Here is a 15,123-nt window from a genome sequence, read left to right as displayed (position 1 = left end):
TTAAACCCCGCCGCAGTGGACCGATAGCTCAGCTGGATAGAGTACTTGACTACGAATCAAGGGGTCGGGGGTTCGAATCCTCCTCGGTCCGCCACTTCCTAAATTTCCCGCGCATTGTTTTGCCTGTTGAGGCAAAATATCCTCTCTCTTGGCTTCCATCTTTAGCGATCGCCCTCCCGGCCCGCCGGTTTTGACGAGGCCGTGGTCGCCGTTTTGATCTGCTGCAATCTGCTCGAATGCAAAAAACCTGAATTGCAGCAGCTCTTGCACGTGCCGAATGCGGCGGGCGGAACTTCAGTAATCAATTCAGCTCCCTTGAAAATCGCGCGGACTCTCAGGTCTAGCGCTGCTGCCCCTCTTCTTTGCGCAGTTGACATGAAAGTTGATTCATGTTTCATGTTTGGCAGGGATGATTTAGGGAGGAGTCCTCATGCTGCGCTATATTGCGTTGACGGTTGCCGGTGCGTTGTTGTCGTCTGCAGCCTCTGCCGAGATCCGGATTGCCCATGTCTATGGCAAAACTGGCCCGTTTGAGGCCTATGCGGCCCAGTCGCACAATGGCCTGAAGCTGGGGCTGGAGTACGCCACGGGCGGCACCATGGAGATCAATGGCGAGAAGATTGTCCTGATCGAAAAGGACACGCAGCTGAAGCCGGATATAGGGCGTGCGCAGCTGGAGGAGGCCTTCGGCGATGATGGCGCCCATATTGCTGTTGGTCCGGTGAGTTCGGGAGTGGCGCTGGCGATGCTGCCGGTTGCAGAGGAGTATGAGCGCATCCTGATCGTCGAACCTGCCGTGGCGGACTCGATCACCGGCGCGAACTGGAACCCCTATATCTTCCGCACTGGCCGCAATTCATCGCAGGATGCGATAGCCAACGCAGTAGCCCTGGGCGGCGAGGGTGTCACCATCGCAACTCTGGCACAGGATTATGCCTTCGGCCGCGACGGCGTCGCGGCGTTCAAGGAGGCGCTGGAAGCCACAGGTGCATCCATCGCCCACGAAGAATACGTGCCGACCGACACCACCGACTTCACGGCGGCAGCTGAGCGGATCTTCACCAAGATGGGCAAGGTCGAGGGCGACAAGAAACTGTTCATCATCTGGGCCGGCGGCGGCAACCCGATGGGCAAGATCAATGCCATGGAGCCTGAGCGCTTTGGTATTGAGATTGCGACCGGCGGCAACATTCTGGCTGCTCTGAAGGCGTACAAAGAGCTGCCGGGTATGGAAGGCGCGACCTATTACTATTACGAAATTCCGCAGAACCCGGTGAATGAGTGGCTGGTGAAAACCCATTTCGAGCGCTTCAGCAGCCCGCCGGACTTTTTCACGGCAGGCGGCATGGCATCGGGGCTGGCGATTGTGGAGGCAATCAAGAAGGCCGGCGGCGCTGAGGACACCGATGCGCTGATAGAAGCAATGGAAGGCATGGCCTGGGAGACGCCGAAGGGAACCATGCAATTCCGCACTGAAGACCACCAGGCGATGCAGCCCATGTATCATTTCCGTACCGAAATCCAGGACGGCAAGGACTACGGTGTGCCGGTGCTTGTGCGCGAAATCGGCATGGAAGAAATGAGCATACCGATCCGCAACCAGTAACTGGCGGGGAATTGCCCGGCAAACCCGCGGGGGGCAAGCAGCCGCCCCGCGGGCAGGACAAAGATCAATGACCCAAAAACTTCTGGAAACCCGGGCTCTGACCGTGCGGTTTGGCGGTCATGTGGCTGTCGACGCGGTGTCCTGCAGCTTTCACGCAGGTGAGCTGACGGCCATCGTCGGCCCCAATGGCGCCGGAAAGACGACCTATTTCAACCTGATCTCCGGTCAGATCCCGGCAAGCTCCGGGACGGTCAAGCTGCTGGGGGAAGATATCACCCGGTTAGGCGTTGCCGCCCGCTGCCGCCGCGGATTGGGGCGCGCCTTTCAGCTGACCAATCTGTTTCCCAGCCTGTCAGTTCTGGAAAACGTGCGTCTTGTGATCCAATCCCGCCAGCACAAGGGGTTCGGGTTGTTCTCAATGGCGGACAGCCACACCGAGCTGACCGTCGCTGCGATGGCCATTCTGGAACGGGTCCGGCTGGACACCCAGAAGGAGCAACTGGTGGCGGAACTGTCCCACGGCGATCAGCGCAAGCTGGAAGTGGCGCTGCTGATCGGACTGGACCCGATGGTTTACATGTTCGACGAGCCCACGGCAGGGATGAGCGTGGACGAGGCGCCGGTGATCCTTGACCTGATTGCCGAGATCAAGGCGGACCGCGAGCGCACGGTGCTGCTGGTCGAGCACAAACTGGATGTGATCCGCAGCCTCGCCGACCGCATCATCGTTCTGCACAATGGCGCCTTGGCCGCCGATGGCCCGCCCGCCGAGGTTATGGCATCCGCAGTGGTGCAAGAGGCCTACATGGGCAAGGAGCTGGATCATGTCTGACCCGATCCTGTCGCTGAACGCGGTGCATACCGACATCGCGCAGTACCACATCCTTCAGGGGGTCGACCTTGTTGTGCCGCGGGGGCAGGTGACGATACTGCTGGGCCGCAACGGCGTGGGCAAGACGACCACGCTCAAGACCATCATGGGTCAGTGGGGTGCAAAGGCCGGTCAAATTCTGTTTGACGGCCAAGACATTACCCGTTTGCCGGTTCCGGTGCGCGCAAGGGCCGGCATAGGGTTCGTGCCAGAGGATATGGGGATCTTCCGTGATCTGACGGTGGAAGAGAACATGGTGCTGGGCTGCACCTCCGGCCCGCTGGCCCCCAAGCGCAAGGAATGGCTGCTGGGCGCCTTCCCGGCGCTGGGAACCTTCTGGAAAAGCGAGGCGGGCAACCTGTCCGGGGGGCAGAAACAGATGCTATCGATTGCCCGCGCAATGGCCGAAGAGCGCAAGCTTTATCTGATCGACGAACCCACCAAGGGGCTCGCCCCGGCAATCGTGTCGACCATGGCCCAGGCGTTGCGGGAGCTGAAGGCGCAGGGCGCGTCCATTCTTCTCGTGGAGCAGAACTTCTCGGTCGCCAAAGCGCTGGGTGACAGCGCTGCCGTCATGGATGACGGGCGGGTGATCTGGGCCGGAGAAATGGCCGAACTCGCCGGAAACAAGGACCTTCAGGAACGCCTGATGGGTCTCAGCATGGAGGCGCATTGAGATGACCGCAGCCCCCGATCACAGACCGACCTTTGCGAGCATCAGCCTGACGGAACGGCTGGATGAGGCGATGCCTGTATTGCTCATCCCCTTGCTGGTGCTTCTTGGATTTTTTGCTATCGGCGTGCCCTCGTCCTGGCTGACGCTGACTGTGTCGGGCCTGGCCATGGGGATGATGATCTTCATCATGGCCTCCGGTCTGACACTGGTCTTCGGGCTGATGGACGTGATCAATTTCGGCCATGGGGCGTTCGTGTCTGTCGGCGCGTTTGTCGGGGTTTCCGTGCTCATAGCGCTAGGCGAGTGGACCGGCACCGCATCGCTGCTCCTCAACATGTCTGCCGTGTTTCTGGCCGTAGCAGCCGCCATGGCCGCCACGGGAGTCATGGGCTGGGGATTTGAGCGGATCATCGTGAAACCGGTTTACGGGGCACATCTCAAACAGATCCTTGTCACCGTCGGCGGGCTGATCGTCATCGAGCAGCTGATCCATGTCGTGTGGGGCCCGGATGAAATCTTCATCAACCGGCCGGAAACGCTGAAGGGCGCAATCACCTTTGCCGGTGCCGCGATGGAGAAATACCGCCTGATGGCGGTGGGGATCGGGCTGGCCCTGTTCATTGCCATGCGCATGGTTCTGCGCCGCACCAAGATCGGCCTGATCGTGCGTGCCGGGGTGGAAAACGGCCCGATGGTCGAAGCGCTGGGCTACCGGCTGCGCCTGGTCTTTGTCGGCGTATTCATTGCAGGGTCTGCCCTTGCCGGGTTGGGCGGGGTGATGTGGGGCCTGTACCAGGAAGTCATCACCGCAGGGATGGGCGAAAAAATGATGGTTCTGGTCTTCATCGTCGCCATCATCGGCGGTCTTGGGTCGGTCGAGGGAGCCTTTATCGGGGCGCTTCTGGTCGGGCTGCTGCAGAACTATGTGGCCTTTCTGGAACCGAAGCTGGCGCTGGTGTCGAACATCGCGCTGATGACTGCAATCCTGATGTGGCGGCCGCAAGGCATGATGCCAGTTGTGAAGGCGAAATAAGATGATCGTCAAATTGCTCTCAGGGGACAAGCCGCGCTCCGCCGTTCTGACGGCCTTGCTGATGGTGATCCTCATCTGTCTGGCCGGGGCGCCGTTCTTGTTTGATGGTGTGCGCCCGCTCGATACTGCTGCTCGGATCTGCATTTTCATCCTGCTCGTGGCAAGCTATGACCTTCTATTGGGTTACGGTGGGATCGTCAGCTTTGCCCACACGATGTTCTTTGGCCTTGGCGCCTATGGTGTCGCGCTGGCATCCACGCATTTGGGGCGCGGGTTTGACGCACTTCTGGCCGGGACGGTGTCCGGCGCCTTGGCGGCGGTTGTTCTGGCCCTGCTGATCGGCTTGTTCAGCTTGCGGGTGCGGGCGATCTTCTTTGCCATGATCACACTCGCCGTTGCTTCAGCAGTTGCTGTCCTGGTGTCGCAGTTCTCGGGGATCACTGGCGGTGAAGACGGGCTGACTTACAAGATCCCGCGGGTGCTGACCTCCGCCAACCGCATGGGTGAATTCCTCGGAACCCGGATCAGCGGCAAAACCCTGAACTACTATCTGGTGTTCACCGCCTCTCTGATCCTGTTCCTTTTGCTGCTGCGTATCGTGAATTCGCCTTTCGGCCGGGTGCTGCAGGCAATCCGCGAGAACGACTTCCGGGCCGAGGCAATCGGCTACCGCGTGGTCTGGTACCGCACCGCCGCAACTTGCCTGTCGGCAGCGACCGCGGCCTTTGCCGGAAGCCTCTTTGCCATCTGGCTGCGCTATGTCGGGCCGGATACCACGCTCAGCTTTGAAATCATGCTCGACATTCTGCTGATGGTGGTGATCGGCGGCATGGGAACAATGTATGGCGCTGTGGTCGGGGCAACGCTGTTTATCCTGGCGCAGACTTACCTCCAGAACCTGATGGGCACCGCCTCGGAAGCTACCTCTGCCCTGCCGCTGATCCCGGACCTGCTAAACCCTGACCGCTGGCTGATGTGGCTGGGCATACTGTTCATCCTAAGCGTCTACTTCTTCCCAACCGGCATCGTCGGCAGGCTGCGCGAACGGCGCGCGTCATGACTGTTCCTGTTCTCTTTCTGCACGGCTGGTCCATGAACGGGGCCGTGTTCGATGACATGGCGCAACGGCTGGGGACCGGCTTCACCTGTTATGCTCCGGATCTGCCTGGGCATGGAAACAGGCTGGAGGATGACGCCAGCCTGGACAGCTGCGCGGCGCTTGTAAAACGGTGGATCGACCGCCTGGACCGGCCCATTCTGGTCGGCTGGTCCATGGGGGCCGGGGTTGCCTGGCGTTATGTGGCGCAGCATGGGACATCCGGCCTGCGCGGGCTTGTCACCATTGACATGAGCCCCCGGATGCTGCCGGGCGCGGACTGGGAACATGGTTTGATTGGGCAGAGTGCCGAAGCCATCCTGGAAACTTCCGGTAGGATTGTGCCGGAGTGGCCTCGTATCGCCGGCAGCATCGTGCGCAATATGTATGCCCGCAATAGCGCTCCGGCCCTGAGCCGCGAGAGTGTTGAAGAATTTCTGCTGGTGCAAGACCCGGCGCGCCTGCGACCGCTTTGGGATGACCTGGCCACCATGGATGAGCGGCAGACGATCCCCCTGATCGACATCCCGTATCTTGTCTGCTGCGGCGCACAGAGTCGGCTCTATAGTGTTAAAACAGCGCGTTTTATCGCTTCGCAGGCACAACAGGCGCGCGTGGAATGCTTCCGGCGTTCGGGGCACTCGCCCCATTTGGAAGAGCCGGAGGCCTTTTGCAATGCCTTCCGAAGCTTTGTTGCGGTTGAAGGGCTCGAAACAGAAATTGAAGATAAAGAAGCAACCTGATGACCAAGCCGACAACCGCCAAACCCAAAACAAAGCGTGGAATGGAGCGCCGGGCGAAGATCCTTGCCGCTGCCGAACAAGTGATCGGGGAAAAGGGGTTTGCTGCAGCGTCCATCGCCGATATCACCCGCGCTGCCGACACCGCGCTGGGCACTTTCTACATCTATTTTTCCGGCAAGGACGAAGTCTTCCGTGAGTTGGTGCAGGACATGGGCCATGCGACCCGCTCCCAGGCTGCGGAACGGATCGCGGGTGCTGCAAACCGGCTCGAGGCCGAGCGGGCAGGCCTCGAAGCCTATCTGACCGTGGTGCGCGACCGGCCCTTGCAGTACCGCATTGTGGAAGAGGCCCGTTTCGTCGATCCCGAAGCTTATCGCGAGTATTACACCGCATTCGGCAAGGCCTATGCTGACCAGCTGGATCAGGCGGTTGAAAAAGGAGAGATATCGCCCGGCGATGCCGAAGTGCGCGCCTGGGCCCTGATGGGTATTGCCAAGACGCTGGGCGAACGGTTCGTTCTTTGGGAAGACGAGGCTGACATCGGCCGGGTCGTTGCCGAGGCCCACAAGTTCATTTGCAACGGGCTGGCGCCATGACCGCACTGGTGGCTTGTGACAAGGTAGATCTGCAAAACGGGGAACCGTGTTACCGGATCGCGCTCAGCGCGCCACGGGCCAATGCGCTGGAGCCTGGGCTTCTTACGGAACTGCACGAGGCGCTTGATGCGCTGGAGCAATCCGGCATTCAAAAGGCGCTGATCATCGGCGGGCGTAACTTCTCGACAGGCGGCGATGTCGGCCGGTTCTTCGAGGCGGCCCAGGCTCGCCGCGCGGAGAATTACGCAGACGTAGTGGTCCCGGTTCTGCAGGACCTGATCATGCGCATGATTGAGATGCCTGTAGTGTTTGCCTCGGCTGCACGCGGGGCAGCAACAGGAGGGGCGGCAGGGATCCTGTTTGCCTCCGATCTGGCAGCAGCGGCATCAGACGCTTTTGTGCAGCCTTACTACGGTGTTATGGGATTTGCCCCGGACGGAGGCTGGACTGCGCTTCTGCCGGAACTGATCGGCGCCGGGCCGGCACAGAGCTGGCTGATGGCAAATCACCGGTTAGGGGCACTGGAACTTCAGCGCCTCGGATTGGTACAGGCGGTGGATGCAGCTCCGGAAACCCGCGCTTTGGAATTGCTAAGCAGCATCGAGACGGCGTCCGCACTCGCTGCCAAGTCGATGATCTGGAATGGCGCACGGCTGGCCCAAGTCCGCACCGGGCTCGACGCGGAAACAGCCGCCTTCCGCAAATTGATCGGGCGGCAGGAAACCCTGTCGCGCATGACAGAATTTCTTCATTCAAACGGATAGGCGTGATGTTTGATTTGATCCCGGATATGGCTGCAAAACGGGCGGAAGTGGCGCCTGATGCCTTGGCTTTTCATGATACCCTGACCGGGCGCGACTGGAACTTTGCCCAGGTCAATGATGCGGCGAATGCCGTCGCTGCGGGGTTCAGAAAGCGGAACCTGTCAGAAGGTGATCGTGTTGCCATCCTCTGCCAGAACCGGGCGGAGTTTTTCATTGCCCTGTTTGCGTGCCAGAAAACTGGGATCATTCTGTGCCCGCTGAACTGGCGCCAGCCGGCGCCGGAGCTGGTGGAAACCCTGGATCAGGTTGGCATCTCGCTGCTGCTGGCCGACGCGGAATTTCAGGCCACAGCCCGCCAGGTCTCTACGGACGCCGGTGCGCCGGTCCTGACAATCGAGGAAGATCTCGCCGGATGGATCAGAGACGGCGGCCCTGCTCTGAAGGCCCCTGTGCCTGCGGAACGGCCCTGGTACCTGCTGTTCACTTCCGGCACCACCGGCTTGCCCAAGGCGGTCATGCAAACCGCACGCATGGCCTGGGCCAATGCTATAAACATCGGGCAGGCCATAGATATTGCCTCAACGGACCGGGCGGTGTGTTTTCTTCCGTTGTTTCACACTGCGGGCATCAACTTATACACTTTGCCGGTTTTCCTGACCGGCGGCAGCTCGTCCATTCTTCCGAAGTTTGAGGCGGAAGCGGTGCAGCGGCTCTTGGCATCCGGGCGGATTAACCAGTTTTTCGGCGTGCCGGCGGTCTATCAGGCCCTGTCGCTGACACCGGGCATGGGGGATCTGGATTGGTCGGCGATCCGCTGCGGCTGCGGCGGGGCGCCGCTGCCCGAGCCGCTGATACGCTTCTTCGCCTCAATGGGCGCCAATGTGCTGAACGGCATGGGGATGACCGAAACCGGCCCAACCGTTTTCCTGATGGACCCGGCCCATGCGGCAGAGAAAATCGGCTCTGTCGGTAAGCCGCAAAGCCTCGTTGAGGTGCGACTGGCCGGCGTGGCGGAAGGTGCTGAAGGTGCGGGAGAGCTGCAGCTTCGCGGACCCGGTGTCACCCCAGGGTATTTCGGCAATCCGGGCGCTACGGAACAAGCTTTCACCGAAGACGGCTGGCTTGCCACCGGCGACGTCGCCCGGCGCGATGCGGAGGGCTACTACTACATCGTAGACCGGATCAAGGACATGTTCATCTCGGGTGGTGAGAACGTCTATCCGGCTGAAGTGGAACGGGTGCTGAACGGGCACCCTGCTGTTCTGGAAGCTGCTGTCATTGGGGTGCCGGACCAAAAATGGGGCGAAGCGGGGGCGGCCTTTGTGATGCTGCGACCGGATCACACCCTTGCATCCGAAACCTTGCGCCCGTGGTGCCGGGAGCGGCTTGCCGGGTACAAGGTGCCTGCGCATGTGAGGATCGTTGACGATTTCCCGCGCACGGCAGCAGGCAAGATATGCAAACCCAAGCTGCGCGAGGCCTTCAGCGATGATTGACCTTCAGGAATACTGGACCCCGACCCAAACAGAGTTCGACGCCTTTGCGGACGTGTCCGGCGATGACAATGCGATCCATGTGGATCCCGGGTTCTGCGCTTCGACGGCCTTTGGACGCACGGTGAGCCACGGGATGCTGATCTATTCCAAGCTTTGGGGAATGCTCAAACGGCATAACGGCGCAATAGCGCAGGTCAGTCAGAGCCTGATGTTCCCGAACCCCGCATTTGCGGGAGAGGAACTCAGCTTGCGGATTGCGGAACAGGCGCCCGGCCGATTGAAGATGTCCGTTATTCGGGTTGCGGATGGGGCGGAATGCCTGGTTGGAGAGGCAGAGATCACATGCTGAGCGTTGGACAATCGGCGCGGATATCGCGCAGTTACACCCGGGAAAATCTTGCGGCCTATGCCTCGCTGAGCGGCGCAAGCGCTGAAAGCGTGCCGGAGCCGCTGATCGCGGCCCTGTTCTCGTATCTTCTTGGGGTGGAATTGCCGGGATCGGGGACCAACTACCTGAAGCAGGATCTTGCGTTCAAAGCGCCCGCGCCGCTGGACACCGAATTGGAGGCCAAGGTGGAAATAACACGGCTGCGCCCGGAGAAGCATCTTGTGGACCTCTGGGCCTCCTGCACGGCACCGGATGGCACTGTGATCTGCGAAGGGCGCAGTCTGGTCAAAGCCAGGGATGTCGCGGGAGCCTTCAAAGACTAAACCGCCTTGTCAGCTGTCCTGAGCAGGATACGCGGCAGCAAAGGCCGGGTGGTCGGCGCAGGCCGCTTCCACCGCGCAAATCCGCGGCAGGTCTGAGAAATCCGCCTCCCACCGGCGGGCATTGTAGAGCTGCGGCATCAGGCAGATGTCGGCCAAGCCGGGTATTTCGCCGGTGCAGTAGGGTTCTTGGCTGAAGCCAGCAAGCAGAGCTTCAAACGCCTGCAGGCCGGGGCGGATGAAATGCTGCATCCAGGCTTTGGGCATGTCTTTTGCACCGCCGCTCAGGGCAGTGGCGTGTTTGGCGACCTGCAGGTTGCAGACCGGATGCACATCTACCGCTACGGAATGCGCCAGCGCCCGCGCTCTGGCGCGCTGGCCGGGGGCCCTGGGCAGCAGCCCGAGGCTGCGCGTTTCGTCCAGATAGTCGAGGATTGCCAGCGACTGCGTCAGGCGCAGGCCGTCAATCTCCAGCACCGGAACAAACCCTTGCGGGTTGCGGGCCAGATGCTCCGGGCTCGTTTGTTCGCCCTTGACCAGATCGACGGTGACAGAGGTGTAGTTAATACCGGCCAGGTTCAGCGCGATGCGCAGCCGGTAGCTGGCCGATGACCGCCAGTAGTCGTATAGAACCGCGCCGCCCATCGGCGTCCTCCCGTGCTGAGAAGGCAGCCCGCCAGGCTGCCCTCGAGGTTCCGTGCATACTCAGGTCTTGTTCAATTCCTTGGCGTGCAGCCACTCGGCATGTTTGGGGGCCTTCTTGGTCTTGGACCATTCCTCCAGCATCTCCCACTTCACCGCGTCCAGTTTTTGCAGCAGCGCCTCTTCCTCCGGATCCGGGCAGGCCAGTTCCACCCGGTGGCCATTCGGATCGAAGAAATAGATCGAGTGGAAGATCGAGTGGTCGGTGACACCCAGCACTTCGACGCCATTGGCTTCCAGATGCTCCTTGAACTGGATCAGGGTATCGCGGTCCTTCACCTTGAAGGCGATGTGCTGAACCCAGACGGGCGTATTGCGGTCGCGGTCCATCTCCGGCTTGGTCGGCAGCTCGAAGAAGGCCAGCACGTTGCCGTTGCCTGCATCCATGAAGATATGCATGTAGGGGTCCGGCTCATGAGTCGAGGGAACATGGTCCTCGGCAATTGCCAGGACAAAATCCATGTTCAGCATCTTGTTGTACCACTCTACCGTCTGCTTGGCGTCCTTGCAGCGGTAGGCGACGTGGTGGATCTGTTCGATTTTCAAGCGGAGTCCTCCCCGGTTTTCAGCGCGGCAGCCGCCAGCGCCTGTTTCAGGATCGCGCGTTTCCCAATGTGGTTGGCTAGCACCAGCACGAGGCGTGCATTCAGCGCATCGCTTTCGTCTTTGCTGAGGTTCTCGTGCGCGGCCAGGAGATCGGCGTAGAAATCGTCGGCCTGCTCGAGGTTGGCGGTCAGGATCAGGTCTTCTTCAATCATCTTGATCACTCCTTGCCGATGGCCCGGCGGATTGCGTGCCGGAACTGGTTGTCGTCATAGCTGGGGCGGCGGGCGGCGACATGCTGGTCCGGGCGGATCAGGTAGACCCCGCTCTCAAGCTTGCCCAGGTAGCGCTCCTGCAGCGCCAATGTCTTGTCATCCTTGATCGACAGAGCCAGGCGGGTGACCTCGATACCTTCTTCCTCGATCACATCGGGGGCGTCGGCGTCGATGGTCAGCAGGACGAATTTATCCCCCAGCTTGTCCAGCAGGAACCCGTCGCCAAGCGGTGCGTCGGGGCAGGAGGAACCGGGTCGGGTGCGTTCCGGCCCGTCCAGTGCGTCTGCCGAATTCAGCGGTGAGCCGTCATAGGTGCAGGGCACCGACAAACGGCCGGAATTCACCAGCGGGCGGGCGAATTCATACTGTTCGGACAGGTCCAGAACCGCGTCGCGCAGCACCCGGCTCATCTCCGACTTGGGCGTGATGAAATCGGTGGAGCGCGAAGAGTTCAGGATGTTCTCGTCGGCGCCATGGATGCGTTCGATATCATAGCTGTCAAGCAGGCTTTCCGGCGCCTTGCCGTCCATCACCAGCTGCAGTTTCCAGCACAGGTTGTCGGTGTCCTGCAGGCCGGAGTTGGCACCGCGGGCGCCAAAGGGCGAGACCTGATGTGCGGCGTCACCCGCAAAGAGCACCCGGCCATGGCGGAATTGCTCCATCCGGCGGCACTGGAACGTGTAGATCGAGACCCACTCCAGCTCGAACTTCACATCCTCGCCCAGCATTGCCTGCAGCCGCGGGATCACGTTCTCGGGGCGCTTTTCGCGCTCCTTGTCGATGTCCCAGCCCAGCTGCAGGTCGATGCGCCAGACGCCATCCGGCTGCTTGTGCAGCAATGCCGACTGGCCCTTGTTGAAGGGCGGGTCGAACCAGAACCAGCGTTCGGTGGGAAAGTCCGCTTCCATGATCACATCGGCGATCAGGAAGTTGTCCTCAAACACCCGGCCGACGAAATCCAGACCCAGCATCTGCCGGGTGGGGGAACCGGCGCCGTCACAGGCGATCAGCCACTCGGCTTCCAGATTGTAAGGCCCTTCAGGGGTGTCGACTTCCAGCGTGACGTGATGCGGGTGGGTGCCGATGGCCGAGACCTTGTTGCGGCCGCGGATCTCGATCGGCGCGCCCTGCTCCTGCAGCTCGCGGACCCGGTTCACCAGGTATTCCTCGAAATAGTACTGCTGCAGGTTGATGAAGGCGGGGCGCTTGTGGCCCTCTTCCGGCAGCAGGTTGAACTCATAGACCTGACGGTCGTCAAAGAACACCTTGCCGACGTTCCACTGCACGCCCTTGTCGACCATAGGCTGGCCGCAGCCCAGCCGGTCAAGGATCTCCAGCGGCCGCTTGGCAAAGCAGATCGCGCGCGAGCCGAAGCTCACCTTGTCGTTGTCATCAAGGATCACGACCTCGGTTCCCTGCTGCGCCAGGTCAATGGCGGCAGCCAGGCCGATGGGGCCCGCGCCGATCACCACCACCTTGCGGCGCACGGGGGCAGGGGCATCCTGATCCGCATGGCGCGCGTAGGGGTACAAAGGGACTTCAAAAATCTTGTTCATCAGGTCTCCTCCCAAAATCCGGGTGCCGTCAGGCACAGCTTCACCGTTTCCCGGCATTGGGCACGCCGGGAGGATGGTCTAGCGTCTCACAGGTTCTGCCAGGGCGATACGATCTGGATCAAACCGCCCTGGTTGTAAAAATCAGCCCTGCAGGGCCTCCCACATCTCCAGATCGCGCTGGGCGGTCCAGATCCGGGGGGTGTCGATGCCGCGCGCTTCGTCATAGGCGCGGGCAACGTTGAAAGGCAGGCAATGCTCGTAGATCGCATAGTCTGCAAACTTCGGGTCGCATTCGGCGCGCACCGCGTCCCAGGCCTCTTTCAGGGTGCCGCTGCGGGCCGCGACCTTGGCGGCCGGGCGGTAGGTGCTTTCGACGAAATCGCGGGTGTTCTCGATGGCGGCGTTGACCATTTCCTTGCCCACCAGCGCATCGCCGCGGCCCGGCGCGATGGCGTCCACGTCATAGGCCCTGATGTTGTCCAGCGTCCGGCCCCAGTCGCCGAAATGCCCGTCGCCGCAGTAGCAGGCAGAGTGGTATTCGACGATGTCGCCGGTGAACATCACGTTCTGATCGGGCACGTGAATCACGGCATCGCCGGCGGTATGGGCGCGGCCCACGTGCTTGATGTCGACGCGGCGGTTGCCCAGGTAGACCGTCATCGAGTCGCTGAAGGTGGTGGTCGGCCAGGTCAGCCCGGGGATGCTTTCATGGCCTTCGAAAAGGCGCGGGAAGCGCTGGAACTCGCTGTCCCAGTCCTCCTGGCCGCGCTCGACAACCATCGCCCGCGCCTTGTCCGACATGATGATGTTCTGCGCGCCGAAGGCGGAGGCACCCAGCACCCGCACCGCGTGGTAGTGGGTCAGCACCACGTGGGTGATCGGCTTGTCGGTCACGGACCGGACGCATTCGATCACCTTGTTCGCCAGCCGCGGGGTGGCCTGCGCCTCGACGATCATCACGCTGTCATCGCCGATGATAACGCCGGAGTTCGGGTCGCCTTCGGCGGTGAAGGCATAAAGCCCTTCGCCGATCTCATCAAAGGTGATCTTCTTTTCGGTCAGGTCCCCTTGGGACGCAAAAGCTTTTGCCATGGTGGTCTTCCTTATCTTGCGTAGGGGTTTTCAAGCGCGGGCAGGACGGTGCCGGTGCAATCGCCGAACCCGATTGTGTAGCCATCGCCCTTGGCCGCGCCCTTCAGGGTCAGCGTGTCGCCATCGGCGATAAAGGAGCGCTCCTCGCCGGTATCCAGCGTCAGCGGCTCCTTGCCGCCCCAGCTCAGTTCCAGCAGCGAGCCGCGGCTTTCCTTCACCGGGCCGGAAATGGTGCCGGAGCCCAGAAGGTCGCCTGCGTTCATCGGGCAGCCCGAAGTGGTGTGATGCGCCAGCTGCTGTGCGGCAGAGTAGTACATTTCCTTGTAGTTGGTCCGCGCGATAGTGGTCGCGTCCTTGCCTTCCGGTGCCATGGTGACCTCGAGATCGATGTCATAGAGCATCGGGCCGCAGTCCTTCAGGTGGTCCAGCAGCTCCACCTCGCGCTCCGGTGTGTCGCAGCGGAACGGCTCCAGCGCCGGCTTGGTGACGATCCAGGGGGAGATCGAGGTCGCGGTTGCCTTGGCCTGGAACGGCCCCAGCGGCTGGTATTCCCAGGCCTGAATGTCGCGCGCTGACCAGTCGTTCAGCAGCACGTAGCCAAAGATGTTGTCATCCGCTTCCTGCACGGAGACCGGGCCGTCTGAGGCGGTGCCGACAATGGCGCCCATTTCCAGCTCGATATCGAAGCGTGCGCAGGGCGCCCACCGCGGCTTGTCGTCATTCGGGCCTTTCAGCTGGCCCCAGGGGCGGCGCACATCGGTGCCGGACACCACCACAGAGGACGCGCGGCCGTTATAGCCGATCGGGATATGCAGCCAGTTCGGCGGCAGCGCGTTTTCGGGGCCGCGGAACATGGTGCCGACGTTAAAGGCATGGTTTTTGCCGGCGTAGAAGTCGGTGTATTCGCTGACGGCAAAGGGCATGTGCAGCTCGGCATCCGCGGCGGCAACCAGCAGAGGCTCCACCTTCTCCTGCTCGGCAGCGCCCTCGGACAGCAGCGCAGTCAGACGGTCGCGCAGGGCGGCCCAGACGGCCGGGCCTTCCTCCATAAGGTCGTTCCAATAGGGCACGTCGAACAGCGGCGCATCGCCCAGCTGGACCAGCCCGGCTTCTTCGGCTGCCTGCATGTCCAGGATCATGTCGCCGATGGCGACACCGCAGCGCGGATCGTCTCCCTCAACGGAAAACACGCCATAAGGCAGGTTGTTCAGCGGGAACGGGTGGTTCGCATCATTGGCCGAGGCCACCCAGGATTTCAGCAGAGGCATAGTGTCTCCAGTTTCCGGATCCGAAGATCCTTTTCATCTTTCCGGAAATACTCCGGGGGTGAATGGGCCGGACCGGCCCAGAGGGGGCAGCGCCCCCT

17 protein-coding genes and 1 tRNA gene are annotated in these 15,123 nt (G+C 61.6%); 12 read left to right on the top strand and 6 right to left on the bottom strand.

Features of this window, described 5'->3' with window-relative positions; all coding sequences use genetic code 11:
* Positions 1-17 precede the first annotated feature (17 nt).
* The 12 genes from LHL23_RS18265 (at position 18) to LHL23_RS18210 (ending at position 9,592) form a co-directional block, all read left to right on the top strand.
* Positions 18-94: transfer RNA gene (locus LHL23_RS18265), tRNA-Arg, on the top strand.
* Between the two features lie 336 nt (positions 95-430).
* Positions 431-1,606: a substrate-binding domain-containing protein gene (locus LHL23_RS18260; RefSeq protein WP_226430992.1), complete on the top strand. Its 1,176-nt coding sequence runs from the start codon at positions 431-433 to the stop codon at positions 1,604-1,606.
* 67 nt (positions 1,607-1,673) lie between these two features.
* The gene (locus LHL23_RS18255) at positions 1,674-2,438 is read left to right on the top strand and encodes an ABC transporter ATP-binding protein (RefSeq protein WP_226430991.1); all 765 of its coding nucleotides are present in this window, start codon (positions 1,674-1,676) and stop codon (positions 2,436-2,438) included.
* Positions 2,431-3,153, top strand: a complete 723-nt coding sequence (locus tag LHL23_RS18250) for an ABC transporter ATP-binding protein (RefSeq protein ID WP_226430990.1) — start codon at positions 2,431-2,433, stop codon at positions 3,151-3,153. Before LHL23_RS18255 ends, LHL23_RS18250 begins: the two co-directional genes overlap by 8 nt.
* Position 3,154: 1 nt before the next feature.
* Positions 3,155-4,186: a branched-chain amino acid ABC transporter permease gene (locus tag LHL23_RS18245; RefSeq protein ID WP_226430989.1), complete on the top strand. Its 1,032-nt coding sequence runs from the start codon at positions 3,155-3,157 to the stop codon at positions 4,184-4,186.
* A gap of 1 nt (position 4,187) precedes the next feature.
* Complete coding sequence (locus LHL23_RS18240; protein ID WP_222481419.1) at positions 4,188-5,246, top strand: branched-chain amino acid ABC transporter permease; 1,059 nt, start codon at positions 4,188-4,190, stop codon at positions 5,244-5,246.
* Positions 5,243-6,025: an alpha/beta fold hydrolase gene (locus LHL23_RS18235; protein WP_226430988.1), complete on the top strand. Its 783-nt coding sequence runs from the start codon at positions 5,243-5,245 to the stop codon at positions 6,023-6,025. Before LHL23_RS18240 ends, LHL23_RS18235 begins: the two co-directional genes overlap by 4 nt.
* Positions 6,025-6,621 carry a TetR/AcrR family transcriptional regulator gene (locus LHL23_RS18230; RefSeq protein WP_226430987.1) on the top strand — a complete coding sequence of 199 codons (597 nt, stop codon included), beginning with the start codon at positions 6,025-6,027 and terminating at the stop codon, positions 6,619-6,621. The genes LHL23_RS18235 and LHL23_RS18230 overlap by 1 nt, the downstream gene beginning before the upstream one ends.
* The gene (locus LHL23_RS18225) at positions 6,618-7,385 is read left to right on the top strand and encodes an enoyl-CoA hydratase/isomerase family protein (protein WP_226430986.1); all 768 of its coding nucleotides are present in this window, start codon (positions 6,618-6,620) and stop codon (positions 7,383-7,385) included. Before LHL23_RS18230 ends, LHL23_RS18225 begins: the two co-directional genes overlap by 4 nt.
* 5 nt (positions 7,386-7,390) lie before the next feature.
* Positions 7,391-8,881, top strand: a complete 1,491-nt coding sequence (locus LHL23_RS18220; protein WP_226430985.1) for a class I adenylate-forming enzyme family protein — start codon at positions 7,391-7,393, stop codon at positions 8,879-8,881.
* Positions 8,874-9,230 carry a MaoC/PaaZ C-terminal domain-containing protein gene (locus tag LHL23_RS18215; protein WP_226430984.1) on the top strand — a complete coding sequence of 119 codons (357 nt, stop codon included), beginning with the start codon at positions 8,874-8,876 and terminating at the stop codon, positions 9,228-9,230. Before LHL23_RS18220 ends, LHL23_RS18215 begins: the two co-directional genes overlap by 8 nt.
* Positions 9,224-9,592: a phosphate acetyltransferase gene (locus LHL23_RS18210; RefSeq protein ID WP_226430983.1), complete on the top strand. Its 369-nt coding sequence runs from the start codon at positions 9,224-9,226 to the stop codon at positions 9,590-9,592. The genes LHL23_RS18215 and LHL23_RS18210 overlap by 7 nt, the downstream gene beginning before the upstream one ends.
* Before the next feature lie 9 nt (positions 9,593-9,601).
* Here the strand turns inward: LHL23_RS18210 and maiA are convergent, their stop codons facing one another.
* The 6 genes from maiA to fahA all read right to left on the bottom strand — a co-directional run bounded on the left by maiA (position 9,602) and on the right by fahA (position 15,025).
* Entirely contained in the window at positions 9,602-10,234 is a 633-nt protein-coding gene (gene maiA, locus LHL23_RS18205; RefSeq protein WP_226430982.1) for a maleylacetoacetate isomerase, read from the bottom strand.
* Positions 10,235-10,294: 60 nt separating this feature from the next.
* Positions 10,295-10,837, bottom strand: coding sequence for a VOC family protein (locus tag LHL23_RS18200; RefSeq protein WP_222481436.1), 543 nt, complete (start codon positions 10,835-10,837; stop codon positions 10,295-10,297).
* Entirely contained in the window at positions 10,834-11,049 is a 216-nt protein-coding gene (locus LHL23_RS18195) for a DUF2783 domain-containing protein (RefSeq protein WP_222481438.1), read from the bottom strand. The genes LHL23_RS18200 and LHL23_RS18195 overlap by 4 nt, the downstream gene beginning before the upstream one ends.
* A 5-nt stretch (positions 11,050-11,054) precedes the next feature.
* Positions 11,055-12,665, bottom strand: a complete 1,611-nt coding sequence (locus tag LHL23_RS18190) for an FAD-dependent oxidoreductase (RefSeq protein WP_222481440.1) — start codon at positions 12,663-12,665, stop codon at positions 11,055-11,057.
* A gap of 141 nt (positions 12,666-12,806) precedes the next feature.
* Positions 12,807-13,757: an MBL fold metallo-hydrolase gene (locus LHL23_RS18185; protein WP_226430981.1), complete on the bottom strand. Its 951-nt coding sequence runs from the start codon at positions 13,755-13,757 to the stop codon at positions 12,807-12,809.
* Positions 13,758-13,768: 11 nt separating this feature from the next.
* A complete protein-coding gene (gene fahA, locus LHL23_RS18180) occupies positions 13,769-15,025 on the bottom strand; it encodes a fumarylacetoacetase (RefSeq protein WP_226430980.1) in 1,257 nt (418 codons plus the stop codon).
* Between the last annotated feature and the right edge of the window lie 98 nt (positions 15,026-15,123).

It is taken from the genome of Leisingera sp. McT4-56 (assembly GCF_020514995.1).
Taxonomy (GTDB): domain Bacteria; phylum Pseudomonadota; class Alphaproteobacteria; order Rhodobacterales; family Rhodobacteraceae; genus Leisingera; species Leisingera aquaemixtae_A.
Note: the sequence above shows the minus strand (reverse complement) of the source record. Positions and strands in the feature narration are given on the sequence as shown.

Coding starts and splice junctions, on each gene's coding strand:
- LHL23_RS18260 (WP_226430992.1), top strand. CDS start 431: ATGCTGCGCTATATTGCGTTGACGGTTGCCGGTGCGTTGTTGTCGTCT.
- LHL23_RS18255 (WP_226430991.1), top strand. CDS start 1,674: ATGACCCAAAAACTTCTGGAAACCCGGGCTCTGACCGTGCGGTTTGGC.
- LHL23_RS18250 (WP_226430990.1), top strand. CDS start 2,431: ATGTCTGACCCGATCCTGTCGCTGAACGCGGTGCATACCGACATCGCG.
- LHL23_RS18245 (WP_226430989.1), top strand. CDS start 3,155: ATGACCGCAGCCCCCGATCACAGACCGACCTTTGCGAGCATCAGCCTG.
- LHL23_RS18240 (WP_222481419.1), top strand. CDS start 4,188: ATGATCGTCAAATTGCTCTCAGGGGACAAGCCGCGCTCCGCCGTTCTG.
- LHL23_RS18235 (WP_226430988.1), top strand. CDS start 5,243: ATGACTGTTCCTGTTCTCTTTCTGCACGGCTGGTCCATGAACGGGGCC.
- LHL23_RS18230 (WP_226430987.1), top strand. CDS start 6,025: ATGACCAAGCCGACAACCGCCAAACCCAAAACAAAGCGTGGAATGGAG.
- LHL23_RS18225 (WP_226430986.1), top strand. CDS start 6,618: ATGACCGCACTGGTGGCTTGTGACAAGGTAGATCTGCAAAACGGGGAA.
- LHL23_RS18220 (WP_226430985.1), top strand. CDS start 7,391: ATGTTTGATTTGATCCCGGATATGGCTGCAAAACGGGCGGAAGTGGCG.
- LHL23_RS18215 (WP_226430984.1), top strand. CDS start 8,874: ATGATTGACCTTCAGGAATACTGGACCCCGACCCAAACAGAGTTCGAC.
- LHL23_RS18210 (WP_226430983.1), top strand. CDS start 9,224: ATGCTGAGCGTTGGACAATCGGCGCGGATATCGCGCAGTTACACCCGG.
- maiA (WP_226430982.1), bottom strand. CDS start 10,234: ATGGGCGGCGCGGTTCTATACGACTACTGGCGGTCATCGGCCAGCTAC.
- LHL23_RS18195 (WP_222481438.1), bottom strand. CDS start 11,049: ATGATTGAAGAAGACCTGATCCTGACCGCCAACCTCGAGCAGGCCGAC.
- LHL23_RS18190 (WP_222481440.1), bottom strand. CDS start 12,665: ATGAACAAGATTTTTGAAGTCCCTTTGTACCCCTACGCGCGCCATGCG.
- LHL23_RS18185 (WP_226430981.1), bottom strand. CDS start 13,757: ATGGCAAAAGCTTTTGCGTCCCAAGGGGACCTGACCGAAAAGAAGATC.
- fahA (WP_226430980.1), bottom strand. CDS start 15,025: ATGCCTCTGCTGAAATCCTGGGTGGCCTCGGCCAATGATGCGAACCAC.